The 18345-nt window shown below is 61.2% G+C and carries 18 protein-coding genes and 1 pseudogene; 9 read left to right on the plus strand and 10 right to left on the minus strand.

Going from position 1 to position 18345, the window contains the following annotated elements; all coding sequences use genetic code 11:
- The first annotated feature begins 25 nt into the window (after positions 1-25).
- On the plus strand, positions 26-274 hold the full coding sequence (locus tag ACVIN2_RS34680; RefSeq protein ID WP_456769047.1) for a hypothetical protein: 249 nt from the start codon (positions 26-28) through the stop codon (positions 272-274).
- A 740-nt stretch (positions 275-1014) separates the two neighbouring features.
- Here ACVIN2_RS34680 and ACVIN2_RS34685 read toward each other — a convergent pair.
- Positions 1015-1647 (minus strand): helix-turn-helix domain-containing transcriptional regulator, encoded by a 633-nt coding sequence (locus tag ACVIN2_RS34685; protein ID WP_456769048.1) that lies wholly within the window; start codon positions 1645-1647, stop codon positions 1015-1017.
- 104 nt (positions 1648-1751) lie between these two features.
- On the opposite strand from ACVIN2_RS34685, the gene ACVIN2_RS34690 reads away from it, so the two are divergent.
- From ACVIN2_RS34690 to ACVIN2_RS34715, 6 genes and pseudogenes are all read left to right on the plus strand, one after another.
- A complete protein-coding gene (locus ACVIN2_RS34690) occupies positions 1752-2534 on the plus strand; it encodes an outer membrane protein (protein WP_456769049.1) in 783 nt (260 codons plus the stop codon).
- Positions 2535-3370: 836 nt separating this feature from the next.
- Positions 3371-4012, plus strand: coding sequence for an outer membrane protein (locus ACVIN2_RS34695; protein ID WP_456769050.1), 642 nt, complete (start codon positions 3371-3373; stop codon positions 4010-4012).
- 226 nt (positions 4013-4238) lie between these two features.
- Positions 4239-4634 carry an IS66-like element accessory protein TnpA gene (gene tnpA / locus ACVIN2_RS34700; protein ID WP_456769051.1) on the plus strand — a complete coding sequence of 132 codons (396 nt, stop codon included), beginning with the start codon at positions 4239-4241 and terminating at the stop codon, positions 4632-4634.
- Complete coding sequence (gene tnpB, locus ACVIN2_RS34705; protein WP_456769052.1) at positions 4631-4978, plus strand: IS66 family insertion sequence element accessory protein TnpB; 348 nt, start codon at positions 4631-4633, stop codon at positions 4976-4978. Before tnpA ends, tnpB begins: the two co-directional genes overlap by 4 nt.
- Positions 4979-5014: 36 nt before the next feature.
- Positions 5015-6277, plus strand: a pseudogene (gene tnpC, locus ACVIN2_RS34710) (IS66 family transposase); the annotation flags it as partial.
- Complete coding sequence (locus ACVIN2_RS34715) at positions 6274-6513, plus strand: hypothetical protein (protein WP_456769053.1); 240 nt, start codon at positions 6274-6276, stop codon at positions 6511-6513. The pseudogene tnpC and the gene ACVIN2_RS34715, both read left to right, overlap by 4 nt.
- A 173-nt stretch (positions 6514-6686) precedes the next feature.
- Here the strand turns inward: ACVIN2_RS34715 and ACVIN2_RS34720 are convergent, their stop codons facing one another.
- On the minus strand, positions 6687-6932 hold the full coding sequence (locus tag ACVIN2_RS34720; RefSeq protein WP_456769054.1) for a helix-turn-helix domain-containing protein: 246 nt from the start codon (positions 6930-6932) through the stop codon (positions 6687-6689).
- A gap of 171 nt (positions 6933-7103) precedes the next feature.
- Between ACVIN2_RS34720 and ACVIN2_RS34725 the strand changes: the two genes are divergently transcribed.
- Positions 7104-8096, plus strand: a complete 993-nt coding sequence (locus ACVIN2_RS34725; RefSeq protein WP_456769055.1) for a restriction endonuclease — start codon at positions 7104-7106, stop codon at positions 8094-8096.
- A 71-nt stretch (positions 8097-8167) separates the two neighbouring features.
- Here ACVIN2_RS34725 and ACVIN2_RS34730 read toward each other — a convergent pair whose 3' ends face one another.
- The 4 genes from ACVIN2_RS34730 to ACVIN2_RS34745 all read right to left on the minus strand — a co-directional run bounded on the left by ACVIN2_RS34730 (position 8168) and on the right by ACVIN2_RS34745 (position 12771).
- The gene (locus ACVIN2_RS34730) at positions 8168-9523 is read right to left on the minus strand and encodes a site-specific DNA-methyltransferase (protein ID WP_456769056.1); all 1356 of its coding nucleotides are present in this window, start codon (positions 9521-9523) and stop codon (positions 8168-8170) included.
- Positions 9524-10040: 517 nt separating this feature from the next.
- Positions 10041-10559, minus strand: a complete 519-nt coding sequence (locus ACVIN2_RS34735) for a DUF5681 domain-containing protein (RefSeq protein ID WP_456769057.1) — start codon at positions 10557-10559, stop codon at positions 10041-10043.
- Positions 10549-11106 carry a hypothetical protein gene (locus ACVIN2_RS34740; RefSeq protein WP_456769058.1) on the minus strand — a complete coding sequence of 186 codons (558 nt, stop codon included), beginning with the start codon at positions 11104-11106 and terminating at the stop codon, positions 10549-10551. The genes ACVIN2_RS34735 and ACVIN2_RS34740 overlap by 11 nt, the downstream gene beginning before the upstream one ends.
- 441 nt (positions 11107-11547) lie before the next feature.
- Entirely contained in the window at positions 11548-12771 is a 1224-nt protein-coding gene (locus ACVIN2_RS34745; protein ID WP_456769059.1) for a phenylacetate--CoA ligase family protein, read from the minus strand.
- 86 nt (positions 12772-12857) lie between these two features.
- Here ACVIN2_RS34745 and ACVIN2_RS34750 point away from each other — a divergent pair, with 86 nt between their 5' ends.
- Entirely contained in the window at positions 12858-14012 is a 1155-nt protein-coding gene (locus ACVIN2_RS34750; RefSeq protein ID WP_456769060.1) for an AGE family epimerase/isomerase, read from the plus strand.
- On the opposite strand, the gene ACVIN2_RS34755 is transcribed toward ACVIN2_RS34750, so the two are convergent.
- From ACVIN2_RS34755 to ACVIN2_RS34770, 4 genes are all read right to left on the minus strand, one after another.
- Positions 14009-14851 carry an ABC transporter ATP-binding protein gene (locus tag ACVIN2_RS34755; protein ID WP_456769061.1) on the minus strand — a complete coding sequence of 281 codons (843 nt, stop codon included), beginning with the start codon at positions 14849-14851 and terminating at the stop codon, positions 14009-14011. The genes ACVIN2_RS34750 and ACVIN2_RS34755 overlap by 4 nt on opposite strands.
- Before the next feature lie 160 nt (positions 14852-15011).
- Positions 15012-16295, minus strand: a complete 1284-nt coding sequence (locus tag ACVIN2_RS34760; RefSeq protein WP_456769062.1) for an ABC transporter substrate-binding protein — start codon at positions 16293-16295, stop codon at positions 15012-15014.
- Positions 16296-16341: 46 nt separating this feature from the next.
- On the minus strand, positions 16342-17415 hold the full coding sequence (locus ACVIN2_RS34765; RefSeq protein WP_456769063.1) for a branched-chain amino acid ABC transporter permease: 1074 nt from the start codon (positions 17413-17415) through the stop codon (positions 16342-16344).
- A 3-nt stretch (positions 17416-17418) separates the two neighbouring features.
- On the minus strand, positions 17419-18312 hold the full coding sequence (locus ACVIN2_RS34770) for a branched-chain amino acid ABC transporter permease (RefSeq protein WP_027519025.1): 894 nt from the start codon (positions 18310-18312) through the stop codon (positions 17419-17421).
- Positions 18313-18345 lie beyond the last annotated feature (33 nt).

The raw sequence follows: 18345 nt of genomic DNA on the forward strand, positions 1-18345 counted from the left end.
CCGGCCGTGAATCACGGAGACACATGTGCGCATCAAGCTACCCGAGACAGACCTCAAGTCGGTGCAAAGCCTTGGTAGCATTGAGCTCAAAGACGAAGGCGGCGGACACGTCGGCCAATACTTTTTTGGAAAGGGTCACGGCCGGACCGTCTTCCTATTCGGGAAGTACAAGGGCACTTTCAAGACCCACGCTGAGTGTCAAGCGTTCATCGATGGCGTGACGGCTGTGATTGATGACAAACGCAGCTCCCGCCGCAAGGAAACTGAAGCGTGATGGCAATAGCTTCGATAGCTTGAGTTTTGAGGCAGTTCGCGCATTCTTCTGGCGCGCCAATGGCAGCGCAGACCGGAGCAGTGTTTGAGCTTGGCAAAGACCTGTTCGATCGGGTTCAGTCGCGGTGAGTATTTTGGCCGACACGCAATCCTCGCGCCAGCCATTCCGGATTATGAGAAAGGGCCAGCCCGTATGGCTGACCCTTTAGGCAGCGGCCGGGCCGCGCGAGGGGAGCTGCTTCCCGATTGGCTTCGATCAGAACAGTACAAATTGCCACATATTACCCGCACGCGGTTCGCATGAACCGAGATAAGCCGCTCCCCCGGTCTACCGGTTCTTTCTCGACCCTTCGGAGATTTATGGTCGACCGCGCACGCAATTCGTCGGCTTGGCCCTGTGTTGCGCGATGATGGCCGCATCAGTTCCGCTCCGAAGATTGAAAGCTAGTTAGCAAAGGTTTTTTGCAGCGTCCCTTTGACGGTCGACCAAGTTTGGGTCGCGGCAGCCCTGATCTAATTGGAAGGGCGACGATGAGGAGCCGAAGCTGCATCGCCGCGAGGACTTTCAAGATTCGGCTGAGATGCGGATCCACGGCGCCGCCGAATGTCTTGTACATTGTTCTTCGCGAATGTTCTCGACCCTTCGGAGATTTATGGTCGACCGCGCACGCAATTCGTCGGCTTGGCCCTGTGTTGCGCGATGATGGCCGCATCAGTTCCGCTCCGAAGATTGAAAGCTAGTTAGCAAAGGTTTTTTGCAGCCTTTGACGGTCGACCAAGTTTGGGTCGCGGCAGCCCTGATCTAATTGGAAGGGCGACGATGAGGAGCCGAAGCTGCATCGCCGCGAGGACTTTCAAGATTCGGCTGAGATGCGGATCCACGGCGCCGCCGAATGTCTTGTACATTGTTCTTCGCTCGATCCCGGCCTCCCGCGCCAGGGCGGAGACATTCTGGGACAGCACGGCTTCTTTCAATGCGAGGACGGCCTCCTCGAAGCGATTGTTGGCGAAGCCTCGCGTTAGTCGCTTTGCGAACCCTTCGGATGCAGCGGGGGCCGTCCAGCTCGGTGCATTCTGCACCTCAGACGGATCCGCTCGCACCACGCAGGCCCGCACGTTGAGCGCATCAAAAAGTCTCAAGATTCGGCTGAGCTGAGGGTCGATTCGCCCCCCGAATGTCCTGTACAGGGCATCCCGTCTTAGACCAGCGTCCCGCGCCAGCATCTGCACATTTTGGGCTTGCATAACCAGGCTGAGACCCGTCCGCGCGGCATCAAAGTCGTTTTCCTTCATCTTTTCAGTGAGATAATTGGCTATGGCCGCTGGATTGTCGCGGAAAAAGTCGGCCAGGATTGCCTTGTTGCTAGCCAGCATCGCCCATCGATTGCCCGTCACTGTGGCCCTCGGGTTACAGCATTTTGGGCCGCTTGGGATAGATTATCCAAGACATCGACGCACACCGCTTGGGGATTTTTGTGATGAAGAAGATTTTGTTTGCTCTCACCGCGATCGCGGCGATGACGGGTTCAGCTTCGGCAGCTGATCTTGGCGCCCGTCCCTACGTGAAGGCCCCCATGGCGGCCCCGGTTGCAAACTGGACCGGGTTCTACATCTTCGGCGGCGGTGGCGGCGGTCTCTCCGCTTCCGACCAGCACGTGCAGGGTACGGTCAGTGGCCTCCCGCTGACAATCGACCAGCGCCAGGGCGGCTCGGGTTGGTTCGGCACCGTCGGTCTCGGCTATGACTGGCAGTTCAGCGGCACTTGGGTCGCCGGCGTATTCGCTGACGGTCAGTTCGGCAGCATTCGCGCCACCATTCAGGATCCGATCGTCGGTATCACCGGCACCCAGAAGCTGGAAGATTCCTGGGCCGCAGGTTTGCGTCTCGGCTATCTCGTTGCGCCAAACGTTCTCTCCTACGTCAACGGCGGTTACTCAGGCGCCCACTTCGGTCAGACCAACTTCATGACGCTGGGCGGCGTTCCCGCTGGTGTCCACCTCAACAGCTACAACCGCAACGGCTGGTTCGTCGGCGGCGGCGTCGAGAACAACCTGAACATCTTCGGCATTCAGTCGCCCGGATGGTTCATGAAGACCGAATACCGCTCGGCGTTCTACGATACCAAGACTTCGAACGAGCTGTTCGATGCGACCAACACTCTTGTCGGTCGCGACATCCGGGCCAACACCTGGAACCAGACGATCTCGACCTCGCTGGTCTACCGCTTCAACTGGACCGGTCCGGTTGTGGCGAAGTACTGATCCGAACGCCAAGCTCAGACGGCAAAGCCCCGGCATGGTCCGGGGCTTTTTTGTCGTTTGAAGCGTGTGCTCTGGATCTGAGGGAAGTATGTAACCGTACTGCTAACCTTTGCGGCAAGCAGGGCGGCGGTAGCTCAACCTGAGTGAGGCAGACGACGGGTTCTTGGCGCTGGCACATAGAGAGCGTCCAAGTCAAAGCGAGGTTTCGTTAGGTTAGTCGCCTGTTGTAGATCTGAGCAATGATGAAATGAGCGCTGGCCGCCATTGCCATGTTGATCTGCGATAACGTCCCCGGAGGCCGGATCAACGATAGTCGGCGCTAGCTCTCAGTCTGCACCGCCTGGACGAGCAGCAACAAAATCCTGTCCAGAAGGAGCTTTCGAATTTTGGGTGATGGGCTTTGTTAGCGGCGCCCTCCAGGTCTGATTCCTAAGCGACCGAGCCGCCGGTCTAAAGTCTCCAGCTCCACTCCCGCTAGCTAACAAAGGTTGGCGGGTCTGTGTCGCCACTTGGAAACCCACCAATGGGCCCGCGCCCGCGATAAGGGTCGAAAGCACTCTGGCGAGCTTATAATTCCGCCCAACCACCACCGAGCATTAGGAAATTCCGCCTCCTTTCTGGACCAGTGTTGCGGGCCTGCTACAGCAACGTACGTGCGAACCAAGTATGTTTATGCATGGGCGGGCGATAGTCCCGATTTAATCGAAGTCGTTTTTCTGGGGAGACACTCATGAACAAAATTTTTGTTTGCAACAGCCGGAATGCTTGCCTTGGGGCTGTCGGTGCCAGCCAGTGCAGCAGATCTGGCCGCACGTCCCTACACTAAGGCTCCGCCGATGGTCGCAGCGGTCTATGACTGGACCGGCTTCTACATCGGTGCAAATGGCGGCGGTGGTTGGGCGCGCGACTGCCGTAACAACGTCACCACGGTGACCTTCCTTGGCTGCTACGACCCGAGCGGTGCAGTAGCTGGTGGTCAGATTGGCTATCGCTGGCAGTCGGCGCAGTGGGTGTTCGGCCTTGAGGCCCAGGGTGATTGGGCTGACATTCACGCCACGACTCAAAATCTGGGCAATCCCGCGAACTCGCTCTCCACCAAGATTGATGCCTTCGGTCTCTTCACCGGACAAGTCGGTTATGCTTGGAACAATGTGTTGTTTTACGCAAAGGGTGGCGCCGCCGTTGTCGATCGGCGCTTTGACTTTATCTCGAACGCTACCGGCCTTGCAGTGGCATCGGCCAATTACAACACGCGCTGGGGCGGCACTGTGGGGGCAGGTCTTGAGTACGGCTTCGCTCCTAATTGGTCGGTCGGCGTTGAGTACGATCATATCTTCCTCAACCGCCATGACATGACCTTCGTTTCTACGGCGACTGGCTTGCCTCTCGCGGCGACGTACAATTCTGGCGGCGACGTTGATCTTGCGACTGTCCGCGTAAATTACCGCTTTGGTGGTGCGGCCATCCCGAGGTACTAAGCAGAGTTGTTCGAGAAATAGAGGCCGGCTCTTGGAGCCGGCCTTTATCGTTGGTGCGGTGGATGACCAAACCCTACATACCCGTCACACCTGCTCAGCTGCCGATGAGCTGAACACCGCGTTCAGTGCAGCAGCAAACGTATCCCTCCGGCGGCGGCCGCCTTGTTTAGTTTGGGAGGCGGCCCGAGGATTTGACCTTAAGTCTAGCTTTAAGGTCACGTGGCGAATGCAGGTCAATGTGTTGGGCGCCGAACGTCGGCGGCGATGGAGTTACGACGAGAAGGTCCGCCTTGTCGAAGAGACCTTGCAGGCTGGTGAGACAGTCTGCGGCGTCGCGCGCCGGCACGGGATGGCTCACAGCCTGCTGTTCACGTGGCGTCGACAAGCGCGCCAGGGTCGGCTGGGCGGAGATTCCGTGCCAGCTCTCGTTCCCGTCGAGATCACGCCGGTGGCGTCTCCGATCTCGAGTGACGCGCCACAACCGGCCTCTTCCCCGCCGGCGCAGCGCGCAAGGACTGGAATCATCGAGATCGAGTTTGGCGGCGGCTGTCGCGTGCGCGTTGACCGGGACGTAGACACCGAGACGCTGCAGCGGGTTCTTGAAGTTTTGAGACGACGATGATCCCGATCCCAAGCGGCGTCAGGGTCTGGATCGCCACTGGCCACACCGACATGCGTCGTGGCATGCAAAGCTTGGCTCTCACGGTTCAGGAGAGCTTGAAGCGCGATCCTCATGCCGGCGATCTCTACATCTTCCGGGGCCGCCGCGGTGATCTGGTGAAGATTCTTTGGCATGACGGGTTGGGCATGTCGCTGTATGCCGAGCGCCTGGACCGTGGCAAGTTCATCTGGCCCTCGGCGTCCGACGGTGCGGTGTCGATCTCGGCGGCCCAGATGGCTTACATGCTAGAAGGCATCGACTGGCGGAATCCGCAACTGAGCTGGCGGCCACAAAGCGCGGGCTGAGCGCCGAATCTGTAGCTTTTTGCATTTTGGGGAATCCCTACGGCTTGTGAATGCTGCGGCAGCAATCGTCTTCGCAAGCTCGGCGAGGACGTGACCCGCACGCTAGAAGTGGTGCCGCGCCAGTGGAAGGTGATCGAGACGGTCCGCGAGAAGTTCTCCTGCCGCGACTGCGAGAAGATCAGCCAGGCGCCAGCGCCGTTCCATGCCGTTGCTCGGGGGTGGGCTGGTCCGAGCCTCTTGGCCATGATTATGTTTGAGAAGTTCGGCCAGCATCAGCCGCTCAACCGCCAGGCGGAGCGCTACGCTCTGGAAGGCGTGCCGATCGCACTGTCGACCATGGCAGATGCCGTTGGGGCGGTCTGTGCCTCGCTGGATCCTCTGCTGCGCTTGGTGGAAGCCCACGTCATGGCGGCCGAGCGCCTTCATGCTGACGATACGACGGTACCGGTCCTGGCCAAGGGCAAGACCGACACCGGACGGTGCTGGATCTACATCCGCGACGATCGGCCATTTGGGGGCACGGACCCGCCGGCGGCGATGTTCTACTACTCGCGCGACCGCAAGGGCGAGCATCCCCAAGCGCATCTGGCCCGGTATGCCGGCATCCTGCAGGCCGACGCCTATGACGGGTACAACCAGCTCTATCTGCCGGGACGCCAGGCCGGGCCAATCCGGGAGGCTGCCTGCTGGTCGCATGGCCGGCGCCCGTTCTTCGCGATGGCCGACATCGAAGAGAATGCCCGGCGCAGGGCCACCGGCAAAAAGGAAATCCCGCTCTCGCCGATCGCGATCGAGGTCGTGCGGCGGATCGATGCGCTGTTCGAGATCGAACGGTCCATCAACGGCAAGAGTGCCGAGGAGCGCCTTCGGGTTCGGCAGACGCTGAGCCGGCCTCTGGTCGAGGACCTCCAGGTCTATATGCGGGAGCAGCTTGCCAAACTGTCTCGGGGGCACGACCTGGCTAAGGCGTTCAACTATATCCTGAAGCGCTGGGCGAGCTTCACCCTATTACTCGAGGACGGCCGCGTGTGTCTCTCCAACAATGCCGCCGAACGGGGCTTGCGAGGCATCGCTCTTGGGCGGAAGTCCTGGCTGTTCTGCGGATCTGATCGCGGAGGGCGGCGCGCCGCAGCTATGTACAGCCTGATCGTCACAGCCAAAATCAACGGCATCGATCCGCAGGCGTGGCTCACGAATGTCCTCGCCCGCATCGCCGCTCATCCGGCTCATCGGCTGGACGAACTTCTGCCCTGGAATTGGACGTCAGCGTCTGCGCTCTCCGCTCGAGCGGCGGCATGACCACCCAGGTCAACAAGGTCCATCACGTCACCACCATCACCAAGGTCGCCAAAGACCTCGGCGAAGACGAAGATTGGCTGTGGGACATCGCCAACGAGATGGAGATCGAGGATGGCGTCATCTGGGTCTATGGCGTCGGAGAAGACGGCGTTCAGGCGTTCACCGACTTCGGCATCGACAACCTGATCGAGCTCATCAAGTTCTATAAAGAGAACCCTGGACTACTCAGGCGGTAGCCCTGCGGCCTACGCCGAATGGATACCAGCAAACGCGCCCCGATGGCGTAGATCGTAAGAACGGACTACCAGTGTATAGATTTGTGGCTTGAGCCCGGGCCGGACGTCGTGAGCATCTAGTCGCCGCGATGTCTATCAGCTCTGCAGAATTGTATGCTCTCAGCCAGCGTCGACTATCTTGTCTTGGCTTGCACGAACCGGCGGAGCAGCTTGATTGGATCGGCGCCCAATGCTTGGGCAATGGCGATGAATTCGACCACATCCAGACGTCGCTCTTGGCCCTCATATTTGGCGACAAAAGACTGCGGCTTGCCGAGCTTTTTAGCCAAGGCTTGCTGACGCATACCGGCCTTATGTCGCGTTGCGACAAGCACGCCGACGAAGCGGGCATATTCGGCGGATTTGAGGGATTTTTCCATTTACCGCCGGACGCATTGATTCGACGGCGATGAATTTGATCCCGAGTCAGGATTATCCCAAAATAGGATTAGATTAACTCTGTTCTGCTATCCGTCCTCGAGGCCGCTCGACTTCCGGCGCGGATGGAGCGAAGTCCGCACAGCTTGTTAACGTGAGCGGAGGTGTCCACGATGAACAAACGAGATAAGGTGGATCACACCGTAGAGGAGCGGGGGCTTGAGCTGAACGTTGCATCTCTAGAGGTGGAGGCGGTGCGCTACATCAAGCTGGGTCCCGGCCGCAAATGGGCCGGTGACGCTATCAGGCGCGGTATCGTTCCCCTTGACTTCCGCGGTGTGGGCCACGACGCCTGCGCCAACGGAGATTGGGACGACGTCCGTAGACAATTGATTGCGATCGGCCGAAAAGAGCGCGCGTTGAAAGACGATGTGCGCGAACTGAAGGACTTTTATTGCCTCGGGGCGAACACGCTCTGGTTCACCATCGCCCATGGGTATGTTTGGTGGACCTTCGCGCAAAATAGAATATTTGGACGCGATAGCGACGATGTCGATGCGCCCCCGAGGTTTCGTCCCGTGCGAACACCTTGGCGGAATACAAGCCTGACAGGGAGTTTACTAACGGAGCGCAGTTTCAGCTCTGCACTGAGCAGCATTGCGAGCTATCAGCGAACGATTTGCGAGGTACGAGAAGCCGATTATTTGCTGCGGCGGATTCGAGGCGAGGATGAGCCGCTTCGTGTCAAGGCCAATGGGTTGATCGGCGAGGTGACGACGATCGCTGCGGATCTGGTTCGTCGCCTGGATTGGCGGGACTTCGAGACCCTGGTCGATCTGATCTTCGCCCACAGCGGGTATAAGCGGCAAACCGCGCTCGGAGGAGCCCAGCCGGATGTAGATTTTGTCGCCCGGCAGCCGCTCACGGGGGACAGTGCCTGGGTACAGATCAAGTCACACGCGACGCAGGCAATCTTCGAGGACTATCTTGGGCGCTTTCGTCGGGAGGCCGGCGCCAGCGCCTTCTTCTTCGTCTATCACTCCGCGAATCGGCCGATCCGGATGAGGACCGAGATGCCTAACGTCTACATTTGGTCGGCGGACAAGATCGCGGACGCTGCGGTCGAAGCCGGCCTGTTCCGCTGGGTCAGCGAGCGCATTCTCTAGGCGAGATCTAGCGAGCACGTCGCGCGCCTCGGCCAGCCCGCGGGCGGGACCAGCCGAGCGCATTGCGCCGATTATTCGGCAGCCTCCCTCATGAAAGCCTCTCCGCATTGGCGCCGTGCGGCGACCGCCCCGAAGGGCTCTCCGGTCGCCTCGAAGACCGCATCAAGTCCGCAGACGGTCTGAAGACGCCGCAAGGTGACGTCGCAATAGCGCGGATCAATCTCGATGCCGTATCCGATGCGGCCGGCGCGCTCTGCCGCTATCAAGGTCGTACCCGAGCCGAGGAAGGGATCAAGGACCAGGCCCTTCCTGCGTGAACAGTCGCGGATCGCATCCTCGACCATGGCGACGGGCTTCACGGTTGGATGAAGTTGAAGGTCCGCGCGGTCGTTCCCGAAGGCGTTCACGCCCGCGTAATTCCATACATTGGTGCGGTTACGTCCGAACTTGCCGAGCTCGATATTGTTGATGTGCGGCGCCGAGCCGGACTTGAACACGCAGACGAGTTCGTGTTGCGACCGGTAAAACGAGCCCATGCCGGCGTTGTTTTTGGTCCAGACGCAGAGGTTCTTCAACTCACTGTAGACGCCCTCGGCGGCTGCCAGCATGTCCTGGATGTGTCGCCAGTCGATGCACTGGAAGTGAATCGCGCCGTTCACCGTGTGGGCGACCAGGTGACGGAACACCGCGTTGAGAAAAGCGGTGAACTCGCCTTTCGACATCTCTCCCGAGGCCATGGCGAACTCGGGGTGAATGATCTGGCCATGACAGGAAACGTTGCCGGCGATCGGCACGTTGTAAGGCGGATCGGAAAAGACCATCTGAGGCCGCTTGGTCCCGAGCAGGGCTTGATAGGTCTTCGCTTCAGTTGAATCGCCGCAAATCAGGCGGTGCTCTCCTATGCGCCATAGATCTCCGGTTTGGCTGATAGGCGGTCCTGCAGCAGGTTCAACAACTTCGTCGGGAGCGTCATCGCTCGCGTGCTCGGCTTCTGCGACCTCGCCGATGAGGATGTCGATTTCGGTGATGTCGAATCCTGTTACGGTGACGTCAAGGTCGATTTCGATCTCGGATAGATATTGCAGTTCGAGCCCTAACAGGCGCTTGTCCCAGCCCGCGTTCTCCGCAAGCTTGTTGTCCGCGATCACGTAAGCACGGATTTCCGCCTCGCTCATATCGGTGAGACGAACGGTCGCGACTTCGGGGAGACCGAGCAACTTTGCCGCGGCAAGACGGCCGTGGCCGGCGATGACGCCATTGTCCTGATCAATCAAGATTGGATTGGTAAAGCCGAACTGCCGGATGGCGCTGGCGATTTGCTCGATCTGCTTCTTCGAGTGGGTGCGGGGGTTTGTGGCGCGAGGGTTGAGCGAGGCCGGATCCTGATAGTGGATAGACAATTGCTCTCGTTTTAGTCGGTCTTGCATGTGGGCAGCTCCTTGTTTTGGGGGGCAACAAGGAGGGTTTATCGGCCCGCTAATGCAGGCTCATTCAGAATAAACCGCCGCTATTTTTCTGAATGAACCTCATTCAGGAATGAACGCCAGTCCATCGCAAGGTGCCATTCTCGGACGATTTGCTCAGCAGCCATTTGGTGTGCCGGCTTATGATCCGCGCCCTTCTTGCTTCCTTTCGGCCGTGCTTGGCGTTCCTCTTTTTGTTCTTCTGCGAGGCGGGGAAAGAACGTCTCGGTATTCGCCAATGGCCGCCAATAAACACAACTGCGCGAAGGCGCTTTTTGGCGGGCGCCCGCGCCTGCCCGTCAGCCGGCCGCGCACGCCCATGATCACCAGTGGTCTGAGCCAAGCAGGCAGGGGTTCCTCCAGGTTCGCCTCTAGCAGACATGCAAGCTGCTCCGGCGTTGGCAAAACGCCATCTTGAATTTGCCGCCTCCAATACTCGAACCTGGTTTCGTCAAAAAGATCGTATAGCGTAGGGTCCTGGTTACTCATGTCGGTTGCTGTATTTCCTATGGTACGCCAGCAAGGCCTGACCGTAGATCGTCGGCTCGCCGCGCGCGGCCTTGATGAATTCCTCCGCATCGAGGTTGATTGCGCTGCTGGGCTCAACCTTGTCTCTGTTTCGCTCCTCCTCTCGCGCGATGAATTCCTCCATCGATATCGGCTCCGGAACGACGAGGTAAGCCCTGGCTTGGTCGGTTGCGTTCGGTGTGATGCGCGCCCGGAGCTTGCTCAACTCTTCGGCTGCTGTGGCGGAGCCGTCGGCGGCAAGCGCTTTAAGTTTAAGGAAAGCGACGTCAAGCCGCGTCATCAGCTGCCGTTTGCTCCTGATTGTGACGGGGACCTTTTTGAGTGCGAATTTTCGGGTGATGACGGTCGGACTGACGGCTCCTTTTGGCCGGCCGGCCGGATTGCCCGATTGGCCTTTCTTGAATTGTGAGGCCTGAGGCGGCAGCCTGCGCCGACCTGCCGCGCCGTTTCGGTTCGGCTCGTCAGTAGACATTCTCGCCTCCAGCGCGGGCCTGACGGAGCGCGTCCTCTTTGAGCGTTTTCAGACGAGCAAGATCGCGCTCATATTCGGCCAAATACGGCCTTAACGTCTCCTTGCTCCACGGAGGCGGGCCCTCGCGTATCAGAACGTAACATGCAAGATCGAATGGTATGTCTTTCGGGGCATGAATCACGGCCGAATGCTGCAGGACCTCGGGGTCGAGCAGCCCGGCGCGTTCGCACTCGCGCAGGAATTGCTTGATCGGCCGAAGTTGCCCCTTGATCGTTCTGGCAAATAGGCCGTGAAGAGTGGCCTCGTGCGGGTGCAGCTTGGTCGTCCGCCCGTTGAGTTTGACCTCGATGGGCTGGTCTAGAAACCTTGCGAGATCTGACGTTCGTCCTGAACGAGCGCCGGTTGCCTCGCTATGCCGCGAGGGCTGCGGGCGTACTCCGAATTGAGTGGCCTTCGGCGGCTTGCCGTAACCGACATCGTACGGACGCCGCTCGGCTTGCACGGGTGGGGTGCCGCGCTTGCCGCCATCGTTTTCATCGAATCCCATCGTCTCAACTCCACTCTGGCATCGGAGCCGCGGAGTGAGACCTCTCGTGCAGCAGAAAGCTACGCAAAGACGCAACACACCGCGGCGCTGTTTGCGCGCATCTGGTTCATGTCGAATTTCTCTGGTGTTTCTGAGCGGCGACTTCAGGTCCGTTGAACCCTATCGCTACCGCTTATCTAGTCATCAAAATCTCAGTCGTCAAACATATTTGGCCGTATGCGAACCTGCATTGATGCAGAGGAGATGAGCAGGTCGGAGTGGCGCTTCTTCGCGTGACAGCCGTAGCGTTCCCGCAAACGAAAAAGCGAATTCCCGCGATCGTTTTGACGGGAATTCTGCGCCCAAAGCTTTGTTTCCATTGCTTCTTTCGCGAATTCACATCGATCAAGCACGTCTTTCGTGAAATCTGCCCTGTTAATTCCCGATGGTGTCCCAATCAATCTACCGCTCGTCCGCGATCACCTTGCCGTCGTTCGGCAGCGCGCCGGGCCTCACCAATTCAACCTCGCCTCCGAGCTTCGTCACTGCGCGCAACGTGCCTGCAATCTCCTCGCGCAACGCATCGTTCGCGGTCGCCGTCTCTGCTTTCAGCGTCATTGCATCGGTCTCGCCCCGGCGCGCGACGACGAGGCGTAGTCTTCCGAGCGCGGAATGTCGCTTGCCGATCTCGGCGACCTGCTCGGGGCGGACGAACATGCCCTTGACCTTGGTGGTTTGGTCGGCGCGGCCCATCCAACCCTTGATGCGCATGTTGGTACGCCCGCAGGGGCTGGTCCCGGGCAGTGCCGCGGTGAGATCGCCGAGAGCGAGCCGGATCCAGGGATGGTGCGGGTCGAGCGAGGTCACGACGATCTCGCCGACGTCGCCGGGTGCCACGGGATCGCCGGTGCCGGGCTTGACGATCTCCATGATCAGATCCTCGTTCACGACCATGCCGTCGCGCGCAACGGTCTCGAAGGCGATGAGGCCGAGATCGGCGGTGCCGAAGGCCTGGTAGGCGTCGATGCCGCGCGCCTTGATCTCCGCCTGGAGCGAGGGCGGGAAGGCCGCGCCCGAGACCAGCGCGCGCTTGATCGAGGAGACGTCGCGTCCTGAGCTTGCGGCAGCATCGAGCAAGATCTTCAGGAAGTCCGGCGTGCCGCTGTAGCCGACGGGACGGTAGGCCTCGATCAGCTCGAATTGCTGCTCGGTATTCCCTGGACCGGCCGGGATCACGGCGCAACCGAGCGCGCGGGCCGACGCATCGAAGATGAAGCCGCCAGGAGTGAGATGATAGCTGAAGGTGTTGAGCACGATGTCGTCGGGCCGGAACCCGGCCGCGAACAGCGCCCGTGCGCCGCGCCACGGATCGGCCTGCCGCCCCTCCGGCTCGAAAATCGGCCCGGGGGAGGTGAAGAGGCGGGCGAACGAGCCGGGCGCCGCCGCGACGAACCCTCCGAAAGGCGTGGAGGCCTTGTGCAGGGCCGGCAGTTCCGACTTGCGCAGCACTGGGAGGCCCGCCAGGGCCGCCCTGGAGGTCACGGCGGCCGGATCCAGGCCTTTCAGCCGATCGGCATAGGCGGGCGCGGTCATCGCAGAGCGCAGCACGCCGGGCAGGCGGGCGAACAGATCGGCCTCGCGCGCGGCTTGCTCGCGCGTCTCGAGGGCGTCGTAATGGGCGGTCATGGCTGATCTTTCCGTGTTGGCATCCGTTGCGTGCCGCCGCCGGCATGGGTATCAGACGGCCATGGACGAGGTTTAAAGAGGACGCGATGGCGGACGAGGGAATCAGTGCGGCGGACGAGGCGTCGGACGTCGTGCCGCGCCTGAAGCGCCGCATGATCGACGAGGCGCTGCCGTTGTGGTCGACGGTCGGCTGGGACCATGGCGCGGGTGGTTTCATCGATCGGCTGCATCGTGACGGCACGGCGGACAGCGCCGCGCCGCGCCGGGTGTTCGTGCAGGCACGTCAGATCTGGTGCTACGCCAAGGCCGCGCAGATGGGCTGGTACCGTGAGGGGCGCGCCATCGCACTGAAGGGCCTCGAGCATCTGCTCGCCAAGGCAAAGACGCCCGACGGCCGGCCCGGCTACGTGCACCGGCTGACGCCGGAGGGCGCGGTGCTGGACGGCCGGCGCGACGCCTACGACCACGCCTTCATCCTGTTTGCGCTCGCGGCCGTCTATGCGCTCGACCAGGACGCACAAATTCGCACCGAGATCGACGCGCTGCTCGCCTTCCTCGATGGCCATCTGCGCTCGCCGCACGGCGGCGTCCACGAAGGCCTTCCGGTCTCGCTGCCGCGCCGGCAGAACCCGCATATGCATCTGTTCGAGGCGATGATCGCGTGCTTCGACGCGACCCACGATTTGTCGTTCCAGAACCGCGCCGGCGAGTTCTTCGCGCTGTTCCTCGCCAATCTCTACGACAAGCGGACGCGCGCGCTCGGCGAATATTTCGAAGAGGACTGGTCGAAGATCGCGCCGGTCAGCGTCGAGCCCGGCCACCAGGCGGAATGGGTCTGGTTGCTGAAGGGATTCGAACGCATCACGGGCTGCCCGACCGGACAGCGGCGCGCCGAGCTGCTGGAAACCGCGCTGCGCTATCGCGACGAGGCCACCGGCTGCCTGATCGACGAGGGTGACGACGCTGGCAAGATTCGCCGCACTACGCGCCGGCTGTGGCCACAGACCGAGATCGCGAAGGCGTGGATCGCGCAGGCCGAATCCGGCGAGGCGGGTGCGGCGGACGAGGCGCGCATGGCGCTGGCGCGGCTCGAACGGCATTATCTCAACCATCCCGTGCGGGGCGGCTGGTACGACCAGTTCGAGCGCGACGGCAAATCGCTGATCGACACCATTCCTGCGTCGTCGTTCTATCATGTTCTCTGCGCAGTCACGGAAGCGGAACAGGTATTGGAAGGTTAAAGCCAGCGCTTGCGCCGCTTGAAGCTTTTAAGGTTCTTGAAGCTCTTGCGCTGGTCGCCGGCGCCGCCGAGGTAGAATTCCTTGACGTCCTCGTTGTCGCGCAATTCGTCCGCGGTGCCGTCGAGCACGACCTTGCCCTGCTCCATGATGTAGCCGTGGCTTGCTACCGACAGCGCGGCGCGGGCGTTCTGCTCGACCAGGAGAATGGTGACGCCGAGGTCACGGTTGATCTTCTGGATGATCGAGAACACCTCTTTCACCAGCAGCGGCGACAGGCCCATCGAGGGCTCGTCCATCAGGATCATCTTCGGGCGCGCCATCAGCGCGCGGCCGATCGCGAGCATCTGCTGTTCGCCGCCGGAGAGATAACCGGCAAGTCCGGTGCGCTCTTTCAGACGCGGGAAATAATTGAAGACCATATCGAGATCGGCGCCGACCTCGCGGTCCCTGCGGGTGAAGGCGCCGAGCTTGAGGTTTTCCAGCGAGGTCATGTCGGCGACGATGCGCCGGCCCTCCATCACCTGGAAGATGCCGCGGCGGACGATCTTGTCGGGGTCGATGCCATTGATCCGCTCGCCTTCGAACAAGATTTCGCCACGCGTGACTTCGCCGTCCTCGGTTTTGAGTAGTCCTGAGATCGCCTTCAGCGTCGTCGACTTGCCGGCGCCGTTGGCGCCGAGCAGCGCCACGATCGCGCCCTTGGGCACGTCGAGGCTGAGACCGCGCAGCACCAGGATGACGTCGTCATAGACGACCTCGATGTTGCGCACGGCAAGCAGAGGCGGCGCGGGTACGATGCCGGGGGAGGGACGATCTGCTGCTTCGTGAATTTCGGTCATACCTCATACTCCGCTGTCGTCGCCCGGCTTGACCGGGCGACCCAGTATTCCAGAGACGCCTGAGACTCACGGCGAGGCCCCGGCGTACTGGATCCCCCGCTCCAGTGCGCGCTGCGCACAAGGCGGGGGATGACCTTTGTGTGTGAGGTGAGCGCCAAGCTCACCAGCCCAGCAATTCCGGCTTGCGCGGCAGCTCGACGGTCTTAACCTTCTCGAGCTTGATCGCGCCCTTGGCCATGAGGTCGTTGAGGTCGCCGTCGGTCGCGCCCGCAATCTTGGTGCGGTAGAGGTCGACCTTCAGCGTGCCGCGGTGGTCCTTGTCGGTCCAGGTCGAGGGATTGCAGACACCTTCCATCCCGGCCGGCACCCAGTCCTTCTTCTGGTAGAAGCCCTTGGCGACGTTCTCGCCGGTGGCGCCGCCGTTCTTGGCGGCCCAATCGATCGCCTCCTTCATGTAGAGCGCCGAGCAGACCGCCGCGATGTAGTGCACGGGCCGATAGACCTTGCCGGTCGGGTCGGACATCTTCGAGATCTCCATCACCGTCTTCATGCCGAGCGCATCGCCGCCCCAGCTCACCGCGGTGCGCAGCGGGAAGATCACGCCGTCGGCGGCATCGCCTGCGGTCTTGGCGGCGTTCTCGTCCATGCCCCAGACATTGCCCATGAACTGGATGTCGACGCCGGCGGTCTTGCAGGCCTTCATCACCGAGATGTTGGACGCGGCGGTGTTGCCGAGATAGGCGTAGTTGGCGCCCGAGGATTTCAGGCTCAGGCACTGCGCGCTGTAATCGCCCGGCGCGAGCGCGAACACCAGCGGCGGCAGCACCTCGAAGCCGAGCTCCTGCGCCATGGCTTCGCCGGCGGCCTTCGGCGCGTTCGGATAGGGGTGGTTGGCGCCCATGTGGACGAATTTCGGCTTGCCGGACTTGCCCTTGGCCTTCCAGTCTTCGGCCGCCCACATCAGCATCGCGCGCAGCGAGTCCGAATAGCTCGGACCATAGAAGAAATTATAGGGCGCGGGCTTGGCCTTGCCGCTGACGCCTTCGGGATCGGTGAGGGCGGCGGCGTAGGAGCCGGAGAGATCGGGGATCTTGTCTTGTGCGAGGAAGCCGGTCAGCGCCTCGGTGTCTGCCGTGCCCCAGCCCATGATCGCCGCGACCTTGGAGTCCGGCGCTGACCACTTCTTGTAGAGCGCGATCGCGCGCGGCACCTGGTAGCCATAGTCATTGGTGTCGACGTTGAGCTGCTTGCCGCCGACGCCGCCGTTCTTGTTGACCCAGGCGAAGGTGTCGGCGACGGCCTGGCCGTAGGGCGTGCCGACGTCGGACGTGCCGCCGGAATAATCGGCGAGATGCCCGATCGCGATCTGCGCCTGCGCGCCTGACGAGAATGCGGCGATCGCCAGCGCAAGTGACGCGGTGCTCAAAAAGGATTTTGTCTTCATTGGTTGCCTCCTCCTGTTTATTTGTTGGTTTGCGAGTTGCCCGCACTCAATGGGAGAACGGGTAGAGTTTCCAGTATGCCTTGATCTGTCGCCAGCGATGCGCGAGCCCGTCGGGCTCGAACATCAGGAACGCGATGATGATCACCCCGATCGCGATCTCGCGCAGGAAGGTGATGTTGTTGTTGAGCGACAGCGCCTTGTCGATCGCGCCGCCCTTCAGCGTCAAGCTGAGGAACTCCATCGTCTCGGGCAGCAGCACCACGAACGCAGTACCCATCAGCGTGCCCATGATCGAACCGGTACCGCCGATGATGATCATGGCGAGGAACAGGATCGAACGTTCGATGCCGAAACCCTCTTGCGATACCACGAGCTGGTAGTGCGCATAGAGCGCGCCGGCGATGCCGGCGAAGAAGGCGGCGAGCCCAAATGACAACGTGCGATACTTGGTGAGATTGATCCCCATGATCTCCGCGGAGAGATAATGGTCGCGGATTGCCACCAGCGCACGGCCATCGCGGGTGCGCATCAGATTGGTGACGAGGACGTAGCTCGCGATCACATAGGCGAGCACGACATAGAAATATTGCCTGTCGCCGCGCAGGGTGTAGCCGAAGATCGAGAACGGATTGGCGCTGGCCGGCACCGAGCCGCCGGTGAACCACTCCGCGCGTGAGAAGAAGTCGAGCAGGATGTATTGTGCCGCGAGTGTCGCGATCACGAGATAAAGCCCCTTCAGTCGTGCCGCCGGGATGCCGAAGATCAGCCCGACCAGCGCAGTGACGACGCCCGCGAGGGGGATCGCGAAGAACACCGGGATCGATGCGCTGTTGGAGATGTAGGCAGAGGTGAAGGCGCCGAGCAGGAAGAAGGCGGCGTGGCCGATCGAAATCTGGCCTGTGAAGCCGACTAGGATGTTGAGGCCAAGCGCCGCGATCGAGAAGATGCCGATTTGGATCAGGATGCTGAGCCAATAGCCGCCGAGGAATTGCGGCACGAGACACAGCGCCAGCACGCCGGCGATCGCAAAATTGCGGCTGGTCGTGGTCGGGAAGATCGTGGTGTCGGCCGCGTAAGAGGTGCGGAAATCACCAGCAGGGATGAGGGCGGGGCCGGCCATAGATCAGATCCGTTCGATGTCGTGGGTGCCGAACAGGCCGTAGGGCTTGATCATCAGCACGATGATGAGGACGTAGAACGGCGCGATCTCGTAGAGATTGCCCCAATGAAGGTATTCGCTGTCGACATATTGCGCGATGTTTTCGAGCAGCCCGATGATGATGCCGCCGAGCACGGCGCCGCCGACGGAATCGAGCCCGCCGAGGATCGCGGCCGGAAACACTTTAATCCCATAGGCGGCAAGGCCCGAGGATACGCCGTTCACGACCGCGACCACGACGCCTGCAACCGCCGACACCGTTGCGGAGATCGCCCAGGCCATCGCAAACACGCTTTTCACGGAAATGCCGAGCGATTGCGCGACCTGCTGGTTGAACGCGGTGGCGCGCATCGCAAGGCCGTACTTTGACGCGCGGAAGAACCAGGCCATGCCGATCATCATCGCGATCGAGACGACGAGGCTCATGACATAGACGGTCTGGATCTGCAGCCCGAGCAGGCTGACCGACTGGCTCTCGAACACGCGCGGGAACGGCTGCGGATTGACGCCGAACATCCATTTCAGCGTCGCCTGCAGCACGGTGGACAGGCCGATCGTCACCATGATGACCGAGATGATGGGTTCGCCGATCATCGGTCGCAGGATCAGGACCTGCACCGCGATGCCGAACACGAACATGAACACCAGCGTCATCGGCATGCCGATCCAGAACGGCACCTGGTATTTCGCGAGCAAGGTCCAGCACACCCAGGCGCCGACCAGCAAGAGCTCGCCCTGCGCGAAGTTGACGACCTGGCTAGCCTTGTAGATCAGCACGAACGACATCGCGACCACGCCATAGAGCGTGCCGACCACGAGGCCGTTGACCAGGAGTTGAATGAGGAAGGCGGTGTTCATGAAGTGGTGCTCGCTGACAAATCCGGCGCGCTC

This window comes from Bradyrhizobium sp. USDA 3650, assembly GCF_054057395.1.